Annotated in this window: 15 protein-coding genes; 5 read left to right on the forward strand and 10 right to left on the reverse strand. The window is 59.0% G+C overall.

The features are described 5' to 3' along the window. Positions 1-112: 112 nt before the first annotated feature. Entirely contained in the window at positions 113-565 is a 453-nt protein-coding gene (locus tag AB6803_RS31475; protein ID WP_371112533.1) for a 4-oxalocrotonate tautomerase family protein, read from the reverse strand. 123 nt (positions 566-688) lie between these two features. Between AB6803_RS31475 and AB6803_RS31480 the strand changes: the two genes are divergently transcribed. Further along, positions 689-1,294, forward strand: a complete 606-nt coding sequence (locus AB6803_RS31480) for a TetR/AcrR family transcriptional regulator (RefSeq protein WP_371112534.1) — start codon at positions 689-691, stop codon at positions 1,292-1,294. Between the two features lie 70 nt (positions 1,295-1,364). Here AB6803_RS31480 and AB6803_RS31485 read toward each other — a convergent pair whose 3' ends face one another. From AB6803_RS31485 to AB6803_RS31505, 5 genes are all read right to left on the reverse strand, one after another. After that, positions 1,365-2,369 carry an ABC transporter ATP-binding protein gene (locus AB6803_RS31485; protein WP_371112535.1) on the reverse strand — a complete coding sequence of 335 codons (1,005 nt, stop codon included), beginning with the start codon at positions 2,367-2,369 and terminating at the stop codon, positions 1,365-1,367. A gap of 12 nt (positions 2,370-2,381) precedes the next feature. Further along, entirely contained in the window at positions 2,382-3,446 is a 1,065-nt protein-coding gene (locus AB6803_RS31490; RefSeq protein ID WP_371112536.1) for a Gfo/Idh/MocA family protein, read from the reverse strand. Next, positions 3,443-4,282, reverse strand: coding sequence for a carbohydrate ABC transporter permease (locus AB6803_RS31495; protein WP_371112537.1), 840 nt, complete (start codon positions 4,280-4,282; stop codon positions 3,443-3,445). The genes AB6803_RS31490 and AB6803_RS31495 overlap by 4 nt, the downstream gene beginning before the upstream one ends. Before the next feature lie 12 nt (positions 4,283-4,294). After that, positions 4,295-5,248, reverse strand: a complete 954-nt coding sequence (locus AB6803_RS31500; RefSeq protein WP_371112538.1) for a carbohydrate ABC transporter permease — start codon at positions 5,246-5,248, stop codon at positions 4,295-4,297. 216 nt (positions 5,249-5,464) lie between these two features. After that, on the reverse strand, positions 5,465-6,724 hold the full coding sequence (locus AB6803_RS31505) for an ABC transporter substrate-binding protein (protein ID WP_371112539.1): 1,260 nt from the start codon (positions 6,722-6,724) through the stop codon (positions 5,465-5,467). A 544-nt stretch (positions 6,725-7,268) separates the two neighbouring features. Between AB6803_RS31505 and AB6803_RS31510 the strand changes: the two genes are divergently transcribed. Both AB6803_RS31510 and AB6803_RS31515 read left to right on the forward strand, forming a co-directional pair. Next, positions 7,269-8,153: a BadF/BadG/BcrA/BcrD ATPase family protein gene (locus AB6803_RS31510; RefSeq protein WP_371112540.1), complete on the forward strand. Its 885-nt coding sequence runs from the start codon at positions 7,269-7,271 to the stop codon at positions 8,151-8,153. Further along, the gene (locus tag AB6803_RS31515; RefSeq protein WP_371112541.1) at positions 8,150-8,914 is read left to right on the forward strand and encodes a GntR family transcriptional regulator; all 765 of its coding nucleotides are present in this window, start codon (positions 8,150-8,152) and stop codon (positions 8,912-8,914) included. The genes AB6803_RS31510 and AB6803_RS31515 overlap by 4 nt, the downstream gene beginning before the upstream one ends. Positions 8,915-9,027: 113 nt before the next feature. Here AB6803_RS31515 and metH read toward each other — a convergent pair whose 3' ends face one another. Continuing rightward, positions 9,028-12,804 carry a methionine synthase gene (gene metH, locus AB6803_RS31520; protein WP_371112542.1) on the reverse strand — a complete coding sequence of 1,259 codons (3,777 nt, stop codon included), beginning with the start codon at positions 12,802-12,804 and terminating at the stop codon, positions 9,028-9,030. Positions 12,805-13,072: 268 nt separating this feature from the next. Here metH and AB6803_RS31525 point away from each other — a divergent pair, with 268 nt between their 5' ends. Beyond that, positions 13,073-14,329, forward strand: coding sequence for an AGE family epimerase/isomerase (locus AB6803_RS31525; RefSeq protein ID WP_371112543.1), 1,257 nt, complete (start codon positions 13,073-13,075; stop codon positions 14,327-14,329). A gap of 45 nt (positions 14,330-14,374) precedes the next feature. On the opposite strand, the gene AB6803_RS31530 is transcribed toward AB6803_RS31525, so the two are convergent. Next, on the reverse strand, positions 14,375-14,863 hold the full coding sequence (locus AB6803_RS31530) for a heme-degrading domain-containing protein (RefSeq protein ID WP_371112544.1): 489 nt from the start codon (positions 14,861-14,863) through the stop codon (positions 14,375-14,377). A 60-nt stretch (positions 14,864-14,923) separates the two neighbouring features. Beyond that, positions 14,924-15,862 (reverse strand): ATP-grasp fold amidoligase family protein, encoded by a 939-nt coding sequence (locus tag AB6803_RS31535; protein WP_371112545.1) that lies wholly within the window; start codon positions 15,860-15,862, stop codon positions 14,924-14,926. Positions 15,863-15,955: 93 nt separating this feature from the next. On the opposite strand from AB6803_RS31535, the gene AB6803_RS31540 reads away from it, so the two are divergent. Continuing rightward, positions 15,956-17,464, forward strand: coding sequence for a lipopolysaccharide biosynthesis protein (locus tag AB6803_RS31540; RefSeq protein ID WP_371112546.1), 1,509 nt, complete (start codon positions 15,956-15,958; stop codon positions 17,462-17,464). A 5-nt stretch (positions 17,465-17,469) separates the two neighbouring features. On the opposite strand, the gene AB6803_RS31545 is transcribed toward AB6803_RS31540, so the two are convergent. Beyond that, positions 17,470-18,633 carry a polysaccharide biosynthesis protein GumK gene (locus AB6803_RS31545; RefSeq protein ID WP_371112547.1) on the reverse strand — a complete coding sequence of 388 codons (1,164 nt, stop codon included), beginning with the start codon at positions 18,631-18,633 and terminating at the stop codon, positions 17,470-17,472. Between the last annotated feature and the right edge of the window lie 209 nt (positions 18,634-18,842).

The raw sequence follows: 18,842 nt of genomic DNA on the forward strand, positions 1-18,842 counted from the left end.
GGACAACTACCTTGCCGGCCTCAAACTCGCCGCAACGAGGATATGGATCGCTTCAGCTAATGAGTCCGCGTCCTAGTACACGTCGGTCCGACACTTCGGTGATTCCGCCGCTTCAGGCGGTTAAGAGACCCTGGCTTACTTGGGCAGCCGCAGCCTCTTGAATGGCGCCGATCAGATCGGCATTACTGTAGCTGCGCCCCGCAATGCCCCAAGCTCCTTCCGGCGCATAGACTATATTCGACCAGATGTATTCACGCTTGATCCGCCCTTCGGCCGCCTGTTCGACGACATCGGTCGCTTTTTCGATGAACGCGCGCTTGGCCTCTGCGGTCGCAAGCGCGATCTCAGGCAGCTTTAGTTCGATGAGGGCCGCCGCAACGGGCTTTCCTGCAGCCAGAATATGCCCGGCCGGAAGCACGTTGATCGTGCCGATGACGTTGGCCGTCATGAAGGCATTACCGGTCAAACCGGCAACATCGAGAACCGCATCCGTCAATCCTGCAAAGGCCTGCGCTTGCGCTTCAGGCGAGAGCAGCCCTTCGGGTACGGTGAGCGTAATAGGCATGGGATATCTCCTTATTGGACCTGTGGCGGCAATTGATATATACCGATCACTCTTTATGAATACATGCCGATCGTTTTTTATGCAACCCATAAAGAGCGCTCACTCTTTATGGAGACATAAAAAATGCGCTATAGCGTCGAACACAAGCAGGAAACCCGGACACGGGTCGTCGCAGCTGCGGGGCAGGTATTTCGAAGGGAAGGTTATGGCGGGGCGGGCATCGATGCCCTGACGAAAGCGGCAGGCGTCACGAACGGCGCTTTCTATGGACACTTCAAATCCAAGGGCGAAGCGTTTCGCACGGCTGTCGTGGAAGGATTGGAGGAATTGCGCCAAGGAATCTCAGCACTTAAGGAAAGTCAGCCAAAAGACTGGCTGAAGGCCTTTGCCAGCTATTATCTCGGCTACAAGCGAACCTGCGATCTCGGCGACAGTTGCGCTCTGCCGAGCCTCTCTCCCGATGTCATGCGTGCGGACGATGAAACGCGCGATGTCTATACGGCGGAGTTGAGAAAACTTATCGCTGATGTTGCCGCTGGCCTGCCGGAGAGCGCAAACTCAGCCGAAACAACCGCGGAGGATCGTGCGATCTTTCTCCTGGCAACACTCAGTGGCGGTGTGACGCTTGCTCGCGCCATCTCCGATCCCGCCCTTTCCGAGCGCATCGCCGAAATCATCGAGCGAGCCGCCCTGGCAATAGGCGCTCCCTCAAATTCGCAAAGCAAATGACGGAGCACAATATCCATGCCAAGGTGGGCGAGCGAGACGAAGACTGTCACTTCGCCTCGGTCAGTCTGGTTTACGGGCGGATCGCTTTGTCGCTCTTATCGAAGCGATGCATATGTCCCGTGTCCGGCGTCGCATAGACCGTCTCGTCCGGCTCATATTGGTGCTCACCGAACAGGCGCACGGTCAAAAGGCCGGTGTGGTCGGATTCGAGATAGATGATGGTGTCGGCGCCGAGATGTTCGACATGGACGACCTTGGCGGCCCAGGTACCCTGCTCGCGCGACAACGTGATATGCTCGGGACGGATGCCGATGGTCTTGGCGCCGCCCTGTTCGAGCTTTTCCGCCGGGATGAGATTCATCTGCGGCGAGCCGATGAAGCCGGCGACGAAGACATTGGCCGGGCGATTGTAGAGCTCCATCGGCGAGCCGATTTGCTCGATAGCGCCGGCATTCATCACGACGATCTTGTCAGCCAGCGTCATGGCCTCGACCTGATCATGGGTGACATAGATCATCGTCGCCTTCAGGCTGCGGTGCAGCCGGGCGATTTCAAGACGGGTCTGGACACGGAGCGCCGCGTCGAGGTTCGACAGCGGTTCGTCGAACAAGAACAGTTCCGGTTCGCGCACGATGGCGCGGCCGATGGCGACGCGCTGACGCTGGCCGCCGGAAAGTTCGGCCGGACGGCGGGCGAGATAAGGCTCCAAGGAGAGCATGCCCGACGCCTTCGCGACCCGGTTCTCGATCTCGTCCTTCGCTGTGCCCGCCTGCTTCAGCCCGAGGCCCATATTGTCCTTCACCGTCAGGTGCGGATAGAGCGCGTAGGACTGGAACACCATGGAAATGCCGCGCTTGGCTGGCGGCGTCACGGTCACGTCCTTGCCGTTGATCAGCACAGTGCCCGAGGTCACGTCTTCAAGGCCGGCAATGCTGCGCAGCAGGGTCGACTTGCCGCAACCGGACGGGCCGACGAAGATGACGAACTCGCCGTCCTTCACCTCGAGGTCGATGCCCTTGAGCACATCATGCGTGCCATAGGCCTTGCGGATGGATTTCAGTTGAAGCGATCCCACAGTCTTTTATCCTTACAAATAAACGGGCTTGCCGGTGCGTACGCTCTCATCGGCGGCAAGGCAGATGCGCAGCGATTGAACGGCGTCGGTCATGTGGCGGCCAAGGTCGATATCCTCGCGGATTGCCTTGAGAATGAAGGCCTGCTCGAGATCGCACAGCTCCTGATGACCTGGCTCGCCGTCCATGTGAAGGTCCCGATCCGGCCGGATGAATTGGCCGCCCGGCCCGGTCTCGGCGCTATGCAGCCGGATGACGGAGGTCTTGGTGTGCGCATCGATATCGTCTGACTTGACGTTCGGGTCCATGACGATGGACACGGCACCATTCGGCGACATTACATCCTTCACGAAGAAGGCGGTCTCGGACATCATCGGGCCCCAGCCGGCCTCGTACCAGCCGACCGAACCATCCTCGTAGATCACCTGCAGATGGCCGTAATTATACATATCCGGCGCGATCTCGTTTGACAGGCGCAGGCCCATGCCGCGCACCTCGACCGGCTTGGCGTCGGTGATCTGGCACATGACATCGACATAATGCACGCCGCAATCGACGATCGGCGACGTCGTCCGCATCAGCGCTTTATGCGTCTCCCAGGTCGGTCCGCTCGACTGCTGGTTCAGGTTCATGCGGAAGACATAGGGGCCGCCGAGCTTGCGGGCCTCGGCAATCAGCCGCGTCCATGAAGGGTGATGACGCAGGATATAGCCGATCACCAGCTTTTTCCCCGCCTTCTTGGCGGCAGCCACGACACGCTCGGCATCCTCGACCGTCGTTGCCAACGGCTTTTCAACAAAAACATCGCAGCCCGCCTCGAAGGCCATGACGGCATAGTCGGCATGGCTGTCGGAATAGGTGTTGATCGAGCAGAGATCGGGCTTCAATTCCTTCAGCGCGGTCTCGAAATCCGGATGGATCGCGTAGCCCTGCAGCTCCTCCGCAAGCTTCGGCCTGGAGCGGTTGACGAGGCCGACGATCTCGAAGCCGGGATTGTTGTGATAGGCGAGCGCGTGGCTGCGGCCCATATTGCCAAGGCCGGCGACCAAGACGCGGATCGGCTTTTCTGATGCGCTCACTTGACTGCTCCAGAGGTAATGCCGCGAATGAGTTGGCGGGAGAAGATGACGTAAAGCACCAGGATCGGCAGGATGGCGAGCGTCAACGCCGCCAGCACGGCGTTCCAATTGGTAACGAACTGGCCGATGAAGATCTGCGAGCCCAGCGTCACCGTCTTGGTCGCCTCGCTCGGCGCCAAGATCAGCGGGAACCACAGGTCATTCCAGATCGGGATCATCGTAAAGACGGCAACGGTCGCCATGGCCGGACGGACCAGCGGCAGCACGAGGCGGAAGAAGATCGCATATTCGCTGAGGCCATCGATACGGCCCGCATTCTTCAGGTCATCGGACACGGTTCGCATGAATTCCGACAGGATGAAGACGGCAAGCGGCAGCGCCTGCGCCGTATAGACGAGGATCAGCGCCGTCAGCGTATTGACCAGGCCGGTTGCGACCATGCCCTGCAGGATGGCAACCGTGCCGAGGCGGATGGGGATCATGATGCCGATCGCAAGATAAAGCCCCATCACCGTATTGCCGCGGAAACGATATTCCGACAGCGCGAAAGCGGCCATGGCGCCGAACAACAACGTGAAGACGATCGAAACGATCGTGACGATGAAGCTATTCTCGAAATAGGTGAAGAAGCTCCCCTGCCCGAGCACGGTCTGATAGCCGATCAGGCTGAAGCTGGATGGCGTCGGAATGCTCAAGGGCGCGCGGAAGATCGAAGCGCGATCCTTGAACGAATTGATGATGGTCAGAAACACCGGGAAAACGGCAACGAGCGTATAGGCGATGAGCGCCAGATGCACGAGGCCGGTACGGGCAAGGGACGTGCGTGCCTTGGACATGGTCGCCGCTCCTCAGAACTGGTAGCGACGGATACGTCGCTGGACGATGAAAAGATAAAAGGAAACGCCAGTGAGGATGATCAGGAACATCACCGTCGCGATCGTCGCGCCCATCGAGCGGTCACCAAGCTGCAGCTGGAAGCCGAAGAAGACGCGGTAGAGCAGCGTGCCGAGAATATCGGTGGAACCGTCAGGTCCCGCAAGTGCACCCTGAACGGTATAAACCAGGTCGAAAGCGTTGAAATTGCCGACAAAAGTCAGGATCGAGATGATACCGATCGCCGGCAACACCAGCGGCAGCTTGATCTTCCAAAACTGGCTCCAGCCGGTAATGCCATCACACTCCGCTGCCTCGATGACCTCTTCCGGAATGTTCAGCAGCGCGGCATAGATCAGCATCATCGGAATGCCGACATATTGCCAGACCGAGATCAACGCGACCGTGATCAAGGCTGTCCCCGGCCTACCGAGCCAGGGAGCAAAGAACGACTTGAGACCGACCATGCCCATCAAATCAGGCGCCACACCCCATAGCGGCGACAGGATCAGTTTCCAGATGAAGCCGACGACGACAAAGGAAAGCAGTGTCGGCAGGAAGATAGCGGTGCGATAGAAGGCGACGAAGCGCAGCTTCGGCAGCGACAGGAGAGCCGCGAGCGCGACGCCGATCGGGTTCTGCACACACATATGGATGGCGAAGAAGATCAGGTTGTTGCGCAGCGCATTCCAGAAGTCGTGCGACCAGCGCTCGTCCCCGAACAACACTTTGAAATTGTTGAGACCGACGAAGGTCGTCTGACCATCGACGACGTTGTAAAGCGACAGCCGCAACGTTTCGATCAGAGGCAGGATCATCACGGCCGTGTAGACGATCAAGGCCGGAAGAAGAAAAACGATTATGTGCCAGCGCTTTTGGCGCTTGATCGGAGCCACATCGAATGCGGCGGAAATATCGGCTTCGCTCATGGCTTTCTGCCTGATTTTATTGGCTGCTGATCGGGGCAGCACACATGTTCAAATCCGTTCGCTATCCCGATTTCCCCAGTCAAGCATGGAGAAACGATATCGGGCGCGCACGATACTGATGTCGTGATAGTCGACGGTCCGACGGCCTATCGGCACAGGACATGATGAAGGGTGAGGAGCTATGAGGCCCCTCACCCGGATTGCGTCAAAGCAGGATCACTTCGCCGGCTTGTACCAGCTGTCGAGGCCCTTCTGCAGCTTTGCGGCAGCAGCGTCCGGCGTATCCGTGCCGTTGATGACGTTGGCGGATTCCGTCCAGGTTTCGTTTTCCAGGTTCGGCGTGCCGCGCGACAGGATCTGGTAGGTCGAGCGAACGGTGGACTTGTGGTTGTCACGCCAGGAGACGAACTCCTGAGCGAGCGGATCGCTCATCTTCACCGGATGCGAATTCAGGCTGAAGAAGCCCGGCAACGAGTTGGCATAGATGTTGGCGAACTCGTCGGAAGCGACCCAGCTCAGGAACTTCTTGGCTTCTTCCTGATGCGCGCTCTTGGCGTTCAGGCCGACACCGATGTCCGGATGGTCGGAGATATAGGCGGTGTCGCCGGCCTTGCCGACCGGTGGCGGGAAGGCGCCCATCTTGAACTGAGCCTGCGTGTTAAACAGCGAAATCTCCCACGAACCAGCCGGATAGATGGCGGCCTTGCCGAGCGTGAAGAGGTTCTGGCTGTCCGGGTAGCTCTGGGCTTCGAAACCGTCGCCGAGATAAGGCTTCCATTTGGCGAGTTCCTTATAGGGCTCGACCCACGGAGCATCCGTCAGCTTTTCCTTCCCGGAAATCAGAGCCAGACGGCCATCTTCACCCTTCCAGTAGTTCGGGCCGATATTCTGGTAGCCCATGGTTGCGGCTTCCCAGAGATCCTTCGTGCCCATGGCCATTGGGATGTAGGTGCCGTCAGCCTTGATCTTGTCGAGCACGGCGAAGAACTCGTCGCGCGTCGTCGGCACCTTGAGGCCGAGCTTGTCGAAGGCATCCTTGTTGTAGATGAAGCCATGGATGACGGACGCCATCGGCACGCAGAAGGTCGATTTGCCGTCGTCGGTGCTCCAGGCGGCCTTGGCGACCGGCGAGAAATTTTCGATGCCCGACAGCGACGTCAGGTCCGACAAATGCTTCTTGTTGAAGAGATCGAGCGAAGCGTCGAAGGGGCGGCAGGTGATGATGTCGCCAGCGGAGCCAGCATCGAGCTTTGCGTTCAGCGATGCATTGTATTCGGTCGGAGCCGTCGGCGAAAAGACGATCTTGATGCCGGGATTCTTGGCTTCGAAAGCGGGGATGATCTTTTCCTGCCAAATCTGCAGGTCATCGTTGCGCCAGCTTTCAACCGTCAGCGTTACGTCCGCCGCATGCGCGAAGCTGACCGACGTCAGCAGGCTGGATGCGAGGAGCAAGCCTTTCAGAATATTGTTTTTCATTTCCCTCTCCTGTTTTACGCGCCCGTTAAGGCACTATTCTCGACCTGAAAATTCGCTGGCATCTCCGAGGAAACGACCAACGCTCCACAAGGGTCGCCAATATTGCCGACCCCAAATGCACAAGGGCGATCGAGGCCGTGCGCCCAATCAATCGTGACCTGCCGGATGACTGGACACAGCCACACCGAAAACTCAACACACGGGAAAATCATGACGAACACCGTCGCGCGGACCCTCTTGATCCACGCGGCTCCTGACAACGACAGAGGTCCGCCACCTTCTGCTGGGCCTTCCGGCTATTGTTATTTTGCCGGTTCCGCCGATATCAGTTCGAACTGTTCCCTTGGTAGGAATTAAGTCCAAAAAAATACCAATTGTCCAGCCGAATTTAACTTTTGGACGGGATAAAAACGGACAAAAAAATTTTACCGATATTTTTCAATATGATACAGAAAAACAAAAAGCTGCGCATTGTCCCTTGGTAAATGGTATTTTTTTGGTATTGTAAGAAAAAATGGGGAATGGATGGTATCCGGAGGGTGTAATGGCGGAGTTTTCGATCGGTATCGATGGCGGCGGGACAAGCTGCCGCGCTGCCGTAACGGATAGGACGGGCAAAGTTCTCGGCACCGGCAAGGCGGGCGCCTCCAATATCCTATCCGATCTGGAAAACTCTCGGATCAACGTCGTTGCGTCCGCCCGACAGGCGCTTGTTGACGCCGGCCTCGATCCGGGATTGACGGATAAATTGCCCGCCGTTATCGGCACCGCCGGCGCAAATGTCGGGGACTACGGCAAACGCCTTGAAAAGGCCCTGCCCTTCGCGACTGTGCATGTCGTCACCGATGCGGCGATTGCACTTCAGGGCGCGCTCGGCGATGCCGATGGCATTATCGGCGCTTTCGGCACGGGCTCCGTCTACAACGCCCGCCGCAACGGCAAGAGCTGGGGAATCGGCGGCTGGGGGTTTGTCGTCGGCGACCAGGCCAGTGGCGCGCGCCTCGGGCGCGACCTGCTTGAACACTCGCTTCTGGCGTATGACACGGTCTCACACTCCTCACCGCTTACGGAAGCACTCATGTCAGAATTTGAAGGCGATCCCGAACGTGTCGTCGAATTCGCGCATGCCGCCAAGCCGAAGGATTTCGCGCGCTACGCGCCGATGGTCTTTGAATATGCCGAAAAGAACGATGCCGTCGCTGTCGATATCGTCAAGATGGCGGTGAACGCGATCACCCAAAGCCTCGATGCTCTGCTCTGGCCGGACTGCCCGTCGATCTGCCTCCTCGGAGGCCTTTCGAGAGCATACTACCCCTGGCTCGATACCCGCCATAAGACGCTTCTCACGGAGCCGAAAGGCGATGCATTGAGCGGCGCGACGGAACTGGCGGCCAAGCTCCTGCGGGATGACAAGGGGAGCACGCCATGACTGAGGATCTGAGCCGTATTTTCGCGTCAGGACGCCTGCTTGCCGGTGGCACAGGCCCGCTCTACGTCAAGCTGCGCCGAACGCTTGAGGACGCAGTCAAGCTCGGAACGCTGAAACAGGGTGACGCCCTGCCGGCGGAACGCGACATCGCAGAATATGCCGCCGTCAGCCGGGTGACGGTGCGCAAGGCGATCGACGATCTCGTTGCCGAGGGCATCCTCGTCCGCCGCCACGGCTCTGGCACCTTCGTCACCAAACCGGTCTCCAAGGTCGAGCAGCGCCTGTCGCAGCTGACATCCTTCACCGAGGATATGGCACGGCGCGGTATGACGGCGCGTTCGCAATGGCTGCATAAGGGCGTGCACACACCCTCACCCGACGAGATGATGATCCTTGGCCTTGCCGCCGATACCAAGGTCTCCCGCCTCAGCCGATTGCGCATCGCCGACGATCAGCCGCTCGCCATCGAACATGCCAGCGTCTCCGGCGAGTTCCTGCCCGACCCTTCGATCGTCACGTCCTCGCTCTATGCCGAACTGGAAAAACGTCAGGTCCGGCCGGTGCGGGCGGTACAGCGCATCTCCGCGACCAACATGAAGGAAGCCGATGCCGGTCTGCTCGGCGTACCCGTCGGCGCAGCTGGCCTTTCTATCGAGCGTATCTCTTATCTCGGCTCCGGCCGAGCGGTGGAGTTCACACGCTCGCTGTATAGAGGCGACGCCTATGATTTCGTCGCGGAGCTAACGATCGCGACAACATAAATCACAAATAGAATCAAAAAGATGCGACCGAAAGATGAATCATCCTCCGGCCGCGGCAATAGTCTGAATCAATTTATCAACACAGAGACCCAAGCCACCGAAACGACTCACAATTATGCTGCGTCGTCCACGACGGCATCGCGCTTCTCCGGCACATAGTTGAGCACCGGCCCGAGCCAGCGCTCCACCTCCTCCACCGGCATCCCCTTGCGGGCCGCATAGTCTTCGACCTGATCGCGCTCGACCTTGGCAACACCGAAATAATAGGAGGCGGGGTGGCCGATATAGATGCCGGAGACGGAAGAACCGGGCCACATGGCATAGCTTTCCGTGAGCTTGACGCCGGTCGCAGCTTCAGCATCGAGCAGGCGGAACAAGGTCTCCTTCTCGGTGTGATCGGGCTGGGCGGGATAGCCGGGCGCCGGGCGGATACCGGCATAGGTTTCCGAAAGCAGTTCGTCACTGCTCAGATTCTCATCCGTGGCATAGCCCCAAAATTCGCGCCGCACCCGCTCATGCATGCGCTCGGCAAAAGCTTCGGCGAAGCGATCGGCCAAAGCCTTGACGAGGATAGAGGAATAATCGTCATTGGCGCGCTCGAAACGCTCGGCAATGGCGATTTCCTCGATGCCGGCCGTGACAACGAAGCCACCGACGTACTCCTCGACACCACTGGCAACCGGCGCCACGAAATCCGACAGAGCCACATTCGGCCGGCCGTCCCGCTTCGATAGCTGCTGACGCAGCGTGTAGAAGGTCGCAAGTTCCTCGGAACGAGCTTCATCCGTGAACAGCTTGATATCGTCGCCGACAGCACCCGCCGGCCAGAAACCGATGACCGCACGCGGACGGAACCAGGTTTCCGCGATGATCTTCTCGAGCATCGCCTGCGCGTCGGCGTAAAGCTGCCTTGCCGCCTCGCCCTGCTTCTCGTCTTCAAGGATCGCCGGGAAGCGGCCCTTCAGTTCCCACGTCTGGAAGAACGGCGTCCAGTCAATATATTTGGCAAGCTCAGCCAGATCGTAATTCTCGAACACCTTCGTTCCGAAGAACTGCGGCTTCACCGTCTTATAGTTCGCCCAATCCAGCTTCTCGGCATTCGCGCGTGCCCTTGCGATCGGCAGACGCACCTTCTCGGCTTCGCTGCGGGCATGCGCCGCCGCCACCTTGGTATATTCCGCCTTGATGGTGTCGACATAGCCCTGCTTAGCCTCCGGCGACAACAGCGCCGAGACGACCCCGACAGCACGACTGGCGTCGGTGACGTAGACCGTCTGGCCCTTCTCATAGCGCGGATTGATCTTCACGGCCGTATGCACGCGGCTGGTGGTCGCGCCGCCGATCAGCAATGGAATGTCAAAACCCTGCCGCTCCATTTCCGAAGCGACATGCACCATTTCATCCAGCGAGGGCGTAATCAGGCCGGAGAGACCGATGATATCAACCTTCTCCGCAATCGCGGTTTCGAGAATCTTCGTTGCAGGCACCATGACGCCGAGATCAATAATCTCGTAATTGTTGCAGGCAAGCACGACGCCGACGATGTTCTTGCCGATATCGTGCACGTCGCCCTTGACGGTCGCCATCAGCACCTTGCCGGCGGCCTGACGTTCGCCGCTGCCGCCATTGGCAAGCTTTTCAGCCTCCATGAAGGGCAGCAGCACGGCGACGGCCTGCTTCATGACGCGAGCCGACTTCACCACCTGCGGCAGGAACATCTTGCCCGAACCGAAGAGATCGCCAACGACGTTCATGCCGGCCATCAGCGGCCCTTCGATGACATGCAAGGGCCGCGCTACGGTCTGACGGGCCTCCTCGGTGTCGGCTTCGATGTATTCGGTGATGCCATTGACCAGCGCATGTTCCAGCCGCTTCTCGACCGGCCATTCACGCCAGGCGAGATCCTGTACCTTGGCTTCTCGGGTGCCGGCTCCGCGGAAGCGTTCGGCAACGTCCAGCAGCCGCTCGGTGCCATCGGATCGACGGTTCAGTACCACGTCTTCGCAGGCTTCGCGCAATTCGGGATCGATGTTGTCGTAGACAGCAAGCTGGCCGGCATTGACAATGCCCATGTCCATGCCCGCCTGAATGGCGTGGTAGAGGAACACCGCATGCATCGCCTCGCGCACCGGCTCGTTGCCACGGAAGGAGAAGGAGAGGTTCGATACGCCGCCGGAGATATGGACCAACGGCATGGTCTTGCGGATCGTCCGCGTCGCCTCAATGAAGTCGACGCCGTAGTTATTGTGCTCCTCGATGCCGGTCGCGACCGCAAAGATGTTCGGATCGAAGATGATGTCTTCCGGCGGCAGCCCGGCCTCTTCAGTCAGGATCTTGTAGGCGCGCGCGCAGATCTCGACCTTGCGCTGGTAGCTATCGGCCTGCCCCTGCTCATCGAACGCCATGACCACGACGGCCGCGCCATAATTGCGCAGCAGCCGCGCCTGCTTAAGGAAATTCTCCTCCCCTTCTTTAAGAGAGATGGAGTTGACGATCGGCTTGCCTTGCACGCATTTCAGGCCGGCCTCGATGATCGAGAATTTCGAACTGTCGATCATGACCGGCACGCGGGCGATATCGGGCTCGGCAGCAATCAGGTTGAGGAATTCGACCATCGCCTTCTCGGAATCGATCAGGCCCTCGTCCATGTTGATGTCGATCACCTGCGCGCCGTTCTCGACTTGATCTCGAGCGACGGCAAGAGCCGCCGTGTAGTCGGCATTGGTGATCAGCTTGCGGAACTTCGCCGAGCCGGTGACATTGGTTCGCTCGCCGACGTTGACGAAGGGGATGTCCTTGGTCAGCTCGAAGGGCTCGAGGCCGGAGAGCGACATGAATGGACGGTGCGCCGGGAGCTGGCGAGGCGGATATTTGGAAACGGCTTCAGCGATCGCGGCAATGTGCTCAGGCGTCGAGCCGCAGCAGCCGCCGACGATATTGACCAGCCCATCGCGAGCAAAGCCCTCGACCTGCGCCGCCATCATCTCCGGCGATTCGTCATATTGGCCGAATTCATTCGGTAGGCCGGCATTGGGATAGGCACAGATAAAGGTATCGGCAGCGCCCGAAAGCTCCTGCAGATGCGGGCGCATGGCGTTGGCGCCGAGCGCGCAGTTGAGGCCGATGGTGAAGGGGCTGGCGTGACGCACCGAGTTCCAGAAGGCCGACGGTGTCTGGCCGGAGAGCGTGCGGCCGGAAAGATCAGTGATCGTGCCTGAAATCATCACCGGCAGACGGATGCCCTTGGCTTCGAACCGCTCCTCGCAGGCGAAGATCGCCGCCTTGGCGTTCAGCGTATCGAAGATGGTCTCGATCAGGATGATATCGGCACCGCCGTCGATCAGGCCGTCGATCTGCTCGCCATAGGCCAGGCGCAGATCATCGAAGCTGACGGCACGATAGCCGGGATTGTTGACGTCAGGAGAAATCGAAGCCGTGCGGTTGGTCGGCCCGATGGCACCGGCGACAAAACGGCGCTTGCCGTCCTCGCGCTCGGCACGGAGCGCCGCCCGGCGGACAACGGCGGCGCCCTCCTTGTTCAGGTCGTAGACCGCGCCTTCCATCTGATAATCGGCCTGGGCGATGCGGGTCGAAGAGAACGTATTGGTTTCCAGAATATCCGCGCCGGCCTTGGCATAACGATAATGGATTTCTTCGATGGCATCAGGCTGCGTGAGAATCAGAAGATCGTTGTTGCCCTGCTGATGACAAGCACAGCCAATGAAGCGATCGCCGCGAAAATGATCCTCGTCAAAGCCAAGACCCTGAATCTGCGTGCCCATGGCGCCATCAAGCACAAGAATGCGCTCGCTCGCAGCCTGCCTCAAGGCCGCAAACACCTCGCTGCCGTCGCGTTTCGCCGTTTCCGAACCAAAAAGATTGTCAAACATAAGCGAATTCCCTTGGCCTGATTGCGACTTCGCATCCAGATCACATAAAGATATCTTTATGTCAACATATCTATGCGCTATCGTGCCTTGGCGCAAGAACAATACTGCTATGATTTCCCGCCCTTAGGAAAAGTTGATGCGATCGACTAAAAATTCCGACAGGGGTGGATAATGCAAAGCCGCCGACACAGTTTCATCCCATAAAGCCATGACAGCGCTTTCAGGCGGCGCTATAGGGCTTACGGCAAAAGTGTCTCAGGAGGATAGCATGAGCATACAGCGTGAAACGGCGGCTCTCGGGAATTGGAGTACGCGTGCCTACCACCGGCGCTGGCTGCTTGACCAGGCGAACGGGCTTTTCGATTTCTTCCAGTACCGCAGCGTCAATCCCAAGGGTGGATTCTACGATATGGACGATGCCGGCAAGCCGCTCGATGCGGTCAACCCCGTGCGCGGCATTCACTCGACCGCGCGCATGGTGCATTGCTTCGTAATCGGTTCGCTGCTCGGTCGTCCCGGCTCGGAAGATATCGTCGACCACGGCATCAACTATCTCTGGAAGCATCATCGCGACGCCAAGCATGGCGGCTATGTCTGGTCGCTTAACAATGACGGTCCGGTCGATTCCAGCAAGCAAGGCTATGGCCATGCCTTTGTGCTGCTCGCCGCCTCCTCCGCCAAGATCATCGGCCATCCGCTTGCCGACGGCATGCTCGCCGATGTCACCGAGATACTCAACACGAAATTCTGGGAAGAGAAGCACGGCGCCATCACCGAGGAATTCAACCAGGATTGGTCACCGATCGATGGCGGCAGCTATCGCGGCCAGAATTCCAACATGCACCTGACCGAAGCTTTGATGGCCGCCTTCGAAGCGACCGGCGACAAGGCCTACCTCGACAAGGCTGAAAGCATCGCCGATCTCGTCATCCGCCGCTCCGCCGGTTCCGTCGGCTGGCGCGTTGCCGAGCATTTCAATGCCGATTGGGTGCTCGACAAGAACTATCGCGGCAACGAGATGTTCCGCCCATCCGGCACGACGCCGGGACATTGGCTGGAGTGGGCACGCCTCATTCTGCAGCTCTGGTCGCTCGGTGGCCAGCGTCACGACTGGATGCCGGAGGCTGCAAAGGGCCTGTTCTCCCAATCCATGTCACTGGGTTGGGACAATGATAAGGGCGGCTTCTTCTATACGCTGGATTGGGCCGACGTGCCGGCCAAGCGCAACAAGCTCTGGTGGCCGGCCAGTGAGGGCGCCGGTGCTGCGCACTATCTCAACCAGCATCTGCCGAGCGACTTCCATGAGGCGAGCTACCGCAAGATCTGGGGCGCCATCAGCACTTCCTTCATCGACCACCGGAATGGTGGCTGGCACGAGGAACTGACGGAAAATCTCGTTCCCGCTCACACACTCTTCCCCGGCAAGGGCGACATTTATCACGCCTTGCAGGCGTGCCTCATCCCCCTGTTCCCGGCAACCGGCAGTCTGACGAAAGTCATCGCCGAGGCCGGTGGGAAAATCTGAGATCGAAGGCGGCGCCGGCTTCAAGCGCGGCGCCGCAATCGTCTTTTACGACAGGCTGAGATTGTGCAGTTCGTGGCCAAGTGTCAGCGCCAGGGCCTCGACGACCAGATTATGGTCTTCACGCTGCGGAAGACCCGACACGGTGACGGCACCGATGCAGCCCGTGCCGTTGACGAAGATCGGAAAACTGCCGCCGGATGCGGCGTAGTCGGCGCTGGTAAGCCCATTGTCCTCAATCGTCTTGCCCTGCTTTTCCAGGCGCAGCGTGCTGGCGTAACTGCTGCGGAAATAGCGCAGGACCATATTGCGCTTCCGCCGGATCCAATTGGAATTGTCCGGCGTCGAACCCGGCAGCGCGATATAGAAAACCGGCATGGAATGCAGCGTGATGTCGATCGCGACGCCGAGATTGCGCTCGCTGGCAAGATCGTGCAGCAATTTGCCAAGCACCCAGGCGGTTGAAAGATCGAAAGCGTCGAAACGCAGCGTCTCTTCCTGCAATGCGATACGGCTGAGGTCCTGTTCGATCGTCATGGAAAACCTTCCTCTAAAATTCGGTCGGCCTATGAAACGCGGGCAAAGCGATTTGTCTACCTATCTCTTCGGTATCTCGAAACCGAGCTGCCATTTCTGGCCAAGCACGAGATCGTAGTTTTCAGGCTCAAAAGCCTCGAAGCCGCCACCGGGATAGAAGGTCAGCTCGCCGATATAGACCCAGTCAACGGAGGCATAGAGATCGACGCGGACAAAATCGATATCGCGGGCAATCGTCTCGGCAATATGGATCATCTCTTCAAGCCGCGATGGTCGAGCCACGTCGCCCGGATAGAGGCCGAGATAGTCGGGATCGTAGAACGGCAATTTCTGCCAGTCCGGCGTATAATTGCAGGAATAACCCCGTCCATTTTCACGGATGTCGATCTCGATATGCGACACCTTGCCATTGAACGTGAAAAGCCGGTAGTCCCAGGGAACATGCCCGTCGGCAAGCAACATGGTCTCGATGAGAATGCGGGGTTCAACCCGGCTATAGGCCCATTCCCTGTTGTAGGACGCATGGTCGATCGCCAGCCACTCGGCTGAAGGATCGTTCTTCAGCAGCTGCTCGATATCGTTCTGCCCATAGAGAAAGCGGCCGACGCCGCTCGCATGTGTCGGCTTGACGACGGCGGGCAAAGTTATCGTGGACCAATCGACCTTCGAAAGATCAGCGCCGACCCATTGCGTGGGAATAACATGTCGGCTGCCGACCCGTTCGGCAATCAGCGTTTTGGCGTCGGCCTTGTCGACGAAACGTGGAAACAGCGGATTGCGGTCGTAGAGTTTGCGGGCTTGGATCTTGTCGGTGAAAGTCTGCGGAGACGTCAGGTTGGGGAACTTGCCGCGAATGACGAAATATTTAAGCGCACAATAGGGCTTATCCGGCAGCGGCGACATCAGCCGCCAGAGCAGGTTGCGCGCGCGTTCACCCAATCCCTTCTGCAAATATCCGGGAATGAGGAATGCATCTCGTTCGGCAGTCTTATCCGTCACGGCAGCTGTCTCAAATTTCAACTTGAACGCTAGTTAGAAGTATCAGTCCGCCTTTAACACAAGGTTATGAGAGTACCCTCATGATCAGTAGCCATGAGCGCCTATACGTCCAACCTCTTGAAGAGTTCGCTGATCAGCTTGGCGGCGACGGTGGTTTCGCTTGCAGCGGGTTTCGCCAGCAGCGTCATAGCCGCGCGTCTCCTCGGCCCCGCTGGCTCCGGCAAGGTCGCTTACGCGCTCTGGATCGCGACATCCGCCACGGCCCTGGCCGATATGGGCCTGCCCCAGACGTTGCTGCGCAATGCCGGTGCTCTCTCAGGCGAAGGCCATGCCTGGAAGGCATTGGTGCGCGCGGCATTCCGCAGTTTCATGATATCCGTCGCCATGGTGGGCACCGGCATTCTTTTCTATGCCATGCTCACCTATGCCTATCGCGATGCACGGCATGCCTGGTTCTGGGTCTTGACGGAGCTGCTGTTCCTGAGCTACGCGTTCTACGTCTTTTCAACGGCCATCGCTCGCGGCCGCAATCGGTTCGGACAAACGGCGCGCAGCACCGTCGTCGGCGGCACTCTCCAGATTCCACTCGTTTTCGCAGGCGCCTGGCTGCTCGGCCCGACGGGAGCCCTGATCGGCTATGTCGCCCGCTATCTGCCGCAGGCATTGCACCTGCGCAGTTATATCGACAAGAGCGTTCCCGCTTCCGGTGAGACATTGACGCCCGAAATGCACCGCTACGGCCGCTATATGTGGCTGAGTGATCTTATCGAGATCCTGGTGCTGTCACGCATCGAATTTCTGTTTCTCGGCTTCTTCTTCTCGTCGACCGGCATCGGCTATTTCGCAGCCGGCCTCGGTCTCGCCGGGTTGATCGAGCAAGTCATGTTGCAGATTTCCCCGGCGCTGATCGTCAGCTTTGCAGACGCCCATGCGAAGGGAGATCGGCAGGCGCTGCAGGCGACCTATGGACGCGTCATCCGTATGGTAGCCCTCGTCATGCTGCCCATCAGCTTCGGCGGCGCGATCATCATGCCAGACCTGATGCCGCTTATCTTCGGCAATGCCTTCGAGCCCGCCATTCCGGCTGCGGCGACATTGCTTGCTTTCGTCTGGCTTGCCGGCCTTTCGGTCATTCCCTGGGGCATGATCAGCGCGTCCGGACGCAGCGATCTGCTATTGCGCGTACAGATTATCTGCGGTTTGCTGACAATGCTGCTGCTTGCAGCCATGGTGCCGCTGGCTGGCCTCGAAGGCGCGGCCATCGCCCGCGCGACGATCACCACACTGACCTTTACCCTGCTCGCCTGGACCGCATGGACGAGCGTCCATACCTCCGTCCCATTTGGGGCTCTTGCAAGAACAATCTTCGCAGCAGCCATTTGCGCCGCGTCGGCCGGTGTCGCCGTCTATTATCTCGATGGGTTGGCGGCAATCGCAACTGCCATTCCCGTTGGCGGGGTCGCTTACCTGCTTGCCGTTCGCATCCTGCGTCTACTGGAGGCGAACGATAGCCGATTGCTGATGGATACGATTGGCGGCAAGCTGCCCGGGCCAGCCCGTCCGCTGGTCAACAATTTGCTGACTTTCCTTGCACCAGGCTAAGGCGTTTATTTCGTCTCGAAGGCCGCGTCGAGCGTTTGCCGGGCAACATCATCCCAGGTCAAAATTCCCTCACGAAAAGCCGGCGAACGCTGCATAGCCAGCGCCATGTCGATCTTCTCGCGCCAAGCGGTTTCGCCATCCAATCGATAGGCGACAGCATTAGCACGGGTAAAAGGGATCAGGTCAGGCAAGAGGATAGGCAAGCCACAATAGCTATATTGCGCGAGCTTCAGGCTCGACTCCGCCAGATAGACCTCGTCCCTCGTCAAACGATAGGGTGCGATGCCAAAATCCGCGTGCTGCAAAAACGGCACGATGCTTTCGAACGCCCGCTCACCATAGACTGTGACATTTGACGGCGCAGAACCCCGCCAATGCGCCCCGAAGATGTGGAAATTTATGTCAGGCGCCGCAGCAGCCATAGCCGCGACGGTGACCTCGTCGAACAGCATATTGCCGATGGAGACGGCGTTGCGGCTGCCGGGGGCATAGGGGGAAGGTTGTTCGCGATCGAACAGCGCCGCATCGACGCCCTGTGGAATAACCCTGACGCACCCACCGGCTGGTAGCAGCGCGCCGAGCCGTTCCGAGGGCACGCAGACCGTATCGAAACGTCCGATCGCGGCCGCCTGCATATCCTGCAACACGGGTGCGGCACCGACACTCCGGAGCAGATCGCGACAGAAATAGAGGGCTCTCGCCTTGCGATTAAGCCTCTTCGCATAATCGAAGAAGGCAAGCGCTGAACCGCTTTCGATCACCACCAGATCAGCCGCGGCAAGAGCACTGCGAGCAAAGCGAGGCAGGTAATTGCCGTACAACCGGAAAAGCATTCCATTTGCCGCGTTCAGAATGCGATTGCCGGAACTGAAGGCATGCAATGGCGGCAGGTAGGCACCCGCCCGGAGATTCGGTGCTACCGTCTCGAACCGGTTTGCCTGCCGCTCCGATAGCGCCCGAAAGCGCAGACGATCCTTCAGCAGCGTCAGCCAACTGTGGCCAATCGTCAGGAAATGGACGTCGTGCCCCTGCTCCGCCCAGCGGGATGCCACGAAATGGACCGATGCCTTGCGGTAGCCGCTCAGAAAGACATGCGACGTCAAAATGACGATCTTTCGTCGTGGCCCGACGCTGTCTGCCGTCGCCGCTCCTTTTTCCAGGTCTGTCACGGGCAACCCCAACTGCGATTCTCCGTCGGCTTCGCTCATGCCCGACATTCAAATCGTTGATTCAAGCTGCGGCGACGAACCTTCATGTCCGGGGCGCTGATATCCGCAGGCAAAGCCCAATATGCATTGATATGAACCGGAAAGCGTCTAACAGGCGGTTAAAGTGGAATTATTAAATCAGATAATCGGCATGTGAAGCTCCGCCGGAG

Source organism: Rhizobium sp. RCC_161_2 (assembly GCF_041355235.1).
Taxonomy (GTDB): Bacteria; Pseudomonadota; Alphaproteobacteria; order Rhizobiales; family Rhizobiaceae; genus Rhizobium.

Coding starts and splice junctions, on each gene's coding strand:
- AB6803_RS31495 (WP_371112537.1), bottom strand. CDS start 4,282: ATGTCCAAGGCACGCACGTCCCTTGCCCGTACCGGCCTCGTGCATCTG.
- AB6803_RS31540 (WP_371112546.1), top strand. CDS start 15,956: ATGAGCGCCTATACGTCCAACCTCTTGAAGAGTTCGCTGATCAGCTTG.
- AB6803_RS31510 (WP_371112540.1), top strand. CDS start 7,269: ATGGCGGAGTTTTCGATCGGTATCGATGGCGGCGGGACAAGCTGCCGC.
- AB6803_RS31480 (WP_371112534.1), top strand. CDS start 689: ATGCGCTATAGCGTCGAACACAAGCAGGAAACCCGGACACGGGTCGTC.
- AB6803_RS31525 (WP_371112543.1), top strand. CDS start 13,073: ATGAGCATACAGCGTGAAACGGCGGCTCTCGGGAATTGGAGTACGCGT.
- AB6803_RS31475 (WP_371112533.1), bottom strand. CDS start 565: ATGCCTATTACGCTCACCGTACCCGAAGGGCTGCTCTCGCCTGAAGCG.
- metH (WP_371112542.1), bottom strand. CDS start 12,804: ATGTTTGACAATCTTTTTGGTTCGGAAACGGCGAAACGCGACGGCAGC.
- AB6803_RS31530 (WP_371112544.1), bottom strand. CDS start 14,863: ATGACGATCGAACAGGACCTCAGCCGTATCGCATTGCAGGAAGAGACG.
- AB6803_RS31500 (WP_371112538.1), bottom strand. CDS start 5,248: ATGAGCGAAGCCGATATTTCCGCCGCATTCGATGTGGCTCCGATCAAG.
- AB6803_RS31505 (WP_371112539.1), bottom strand. CDS start 6,724: ATGAAAAACAATATTCTGAAAGGCTTGCTCCTCGCATCCAGCCTGCTG.
- AB6803_RS31515 (WP_371112541.1), top strand. CDS start 8,150: ATGACTGAGGATCTGAGCCGTATTTTCGCGTCAGGACGCCTGCTTGCC.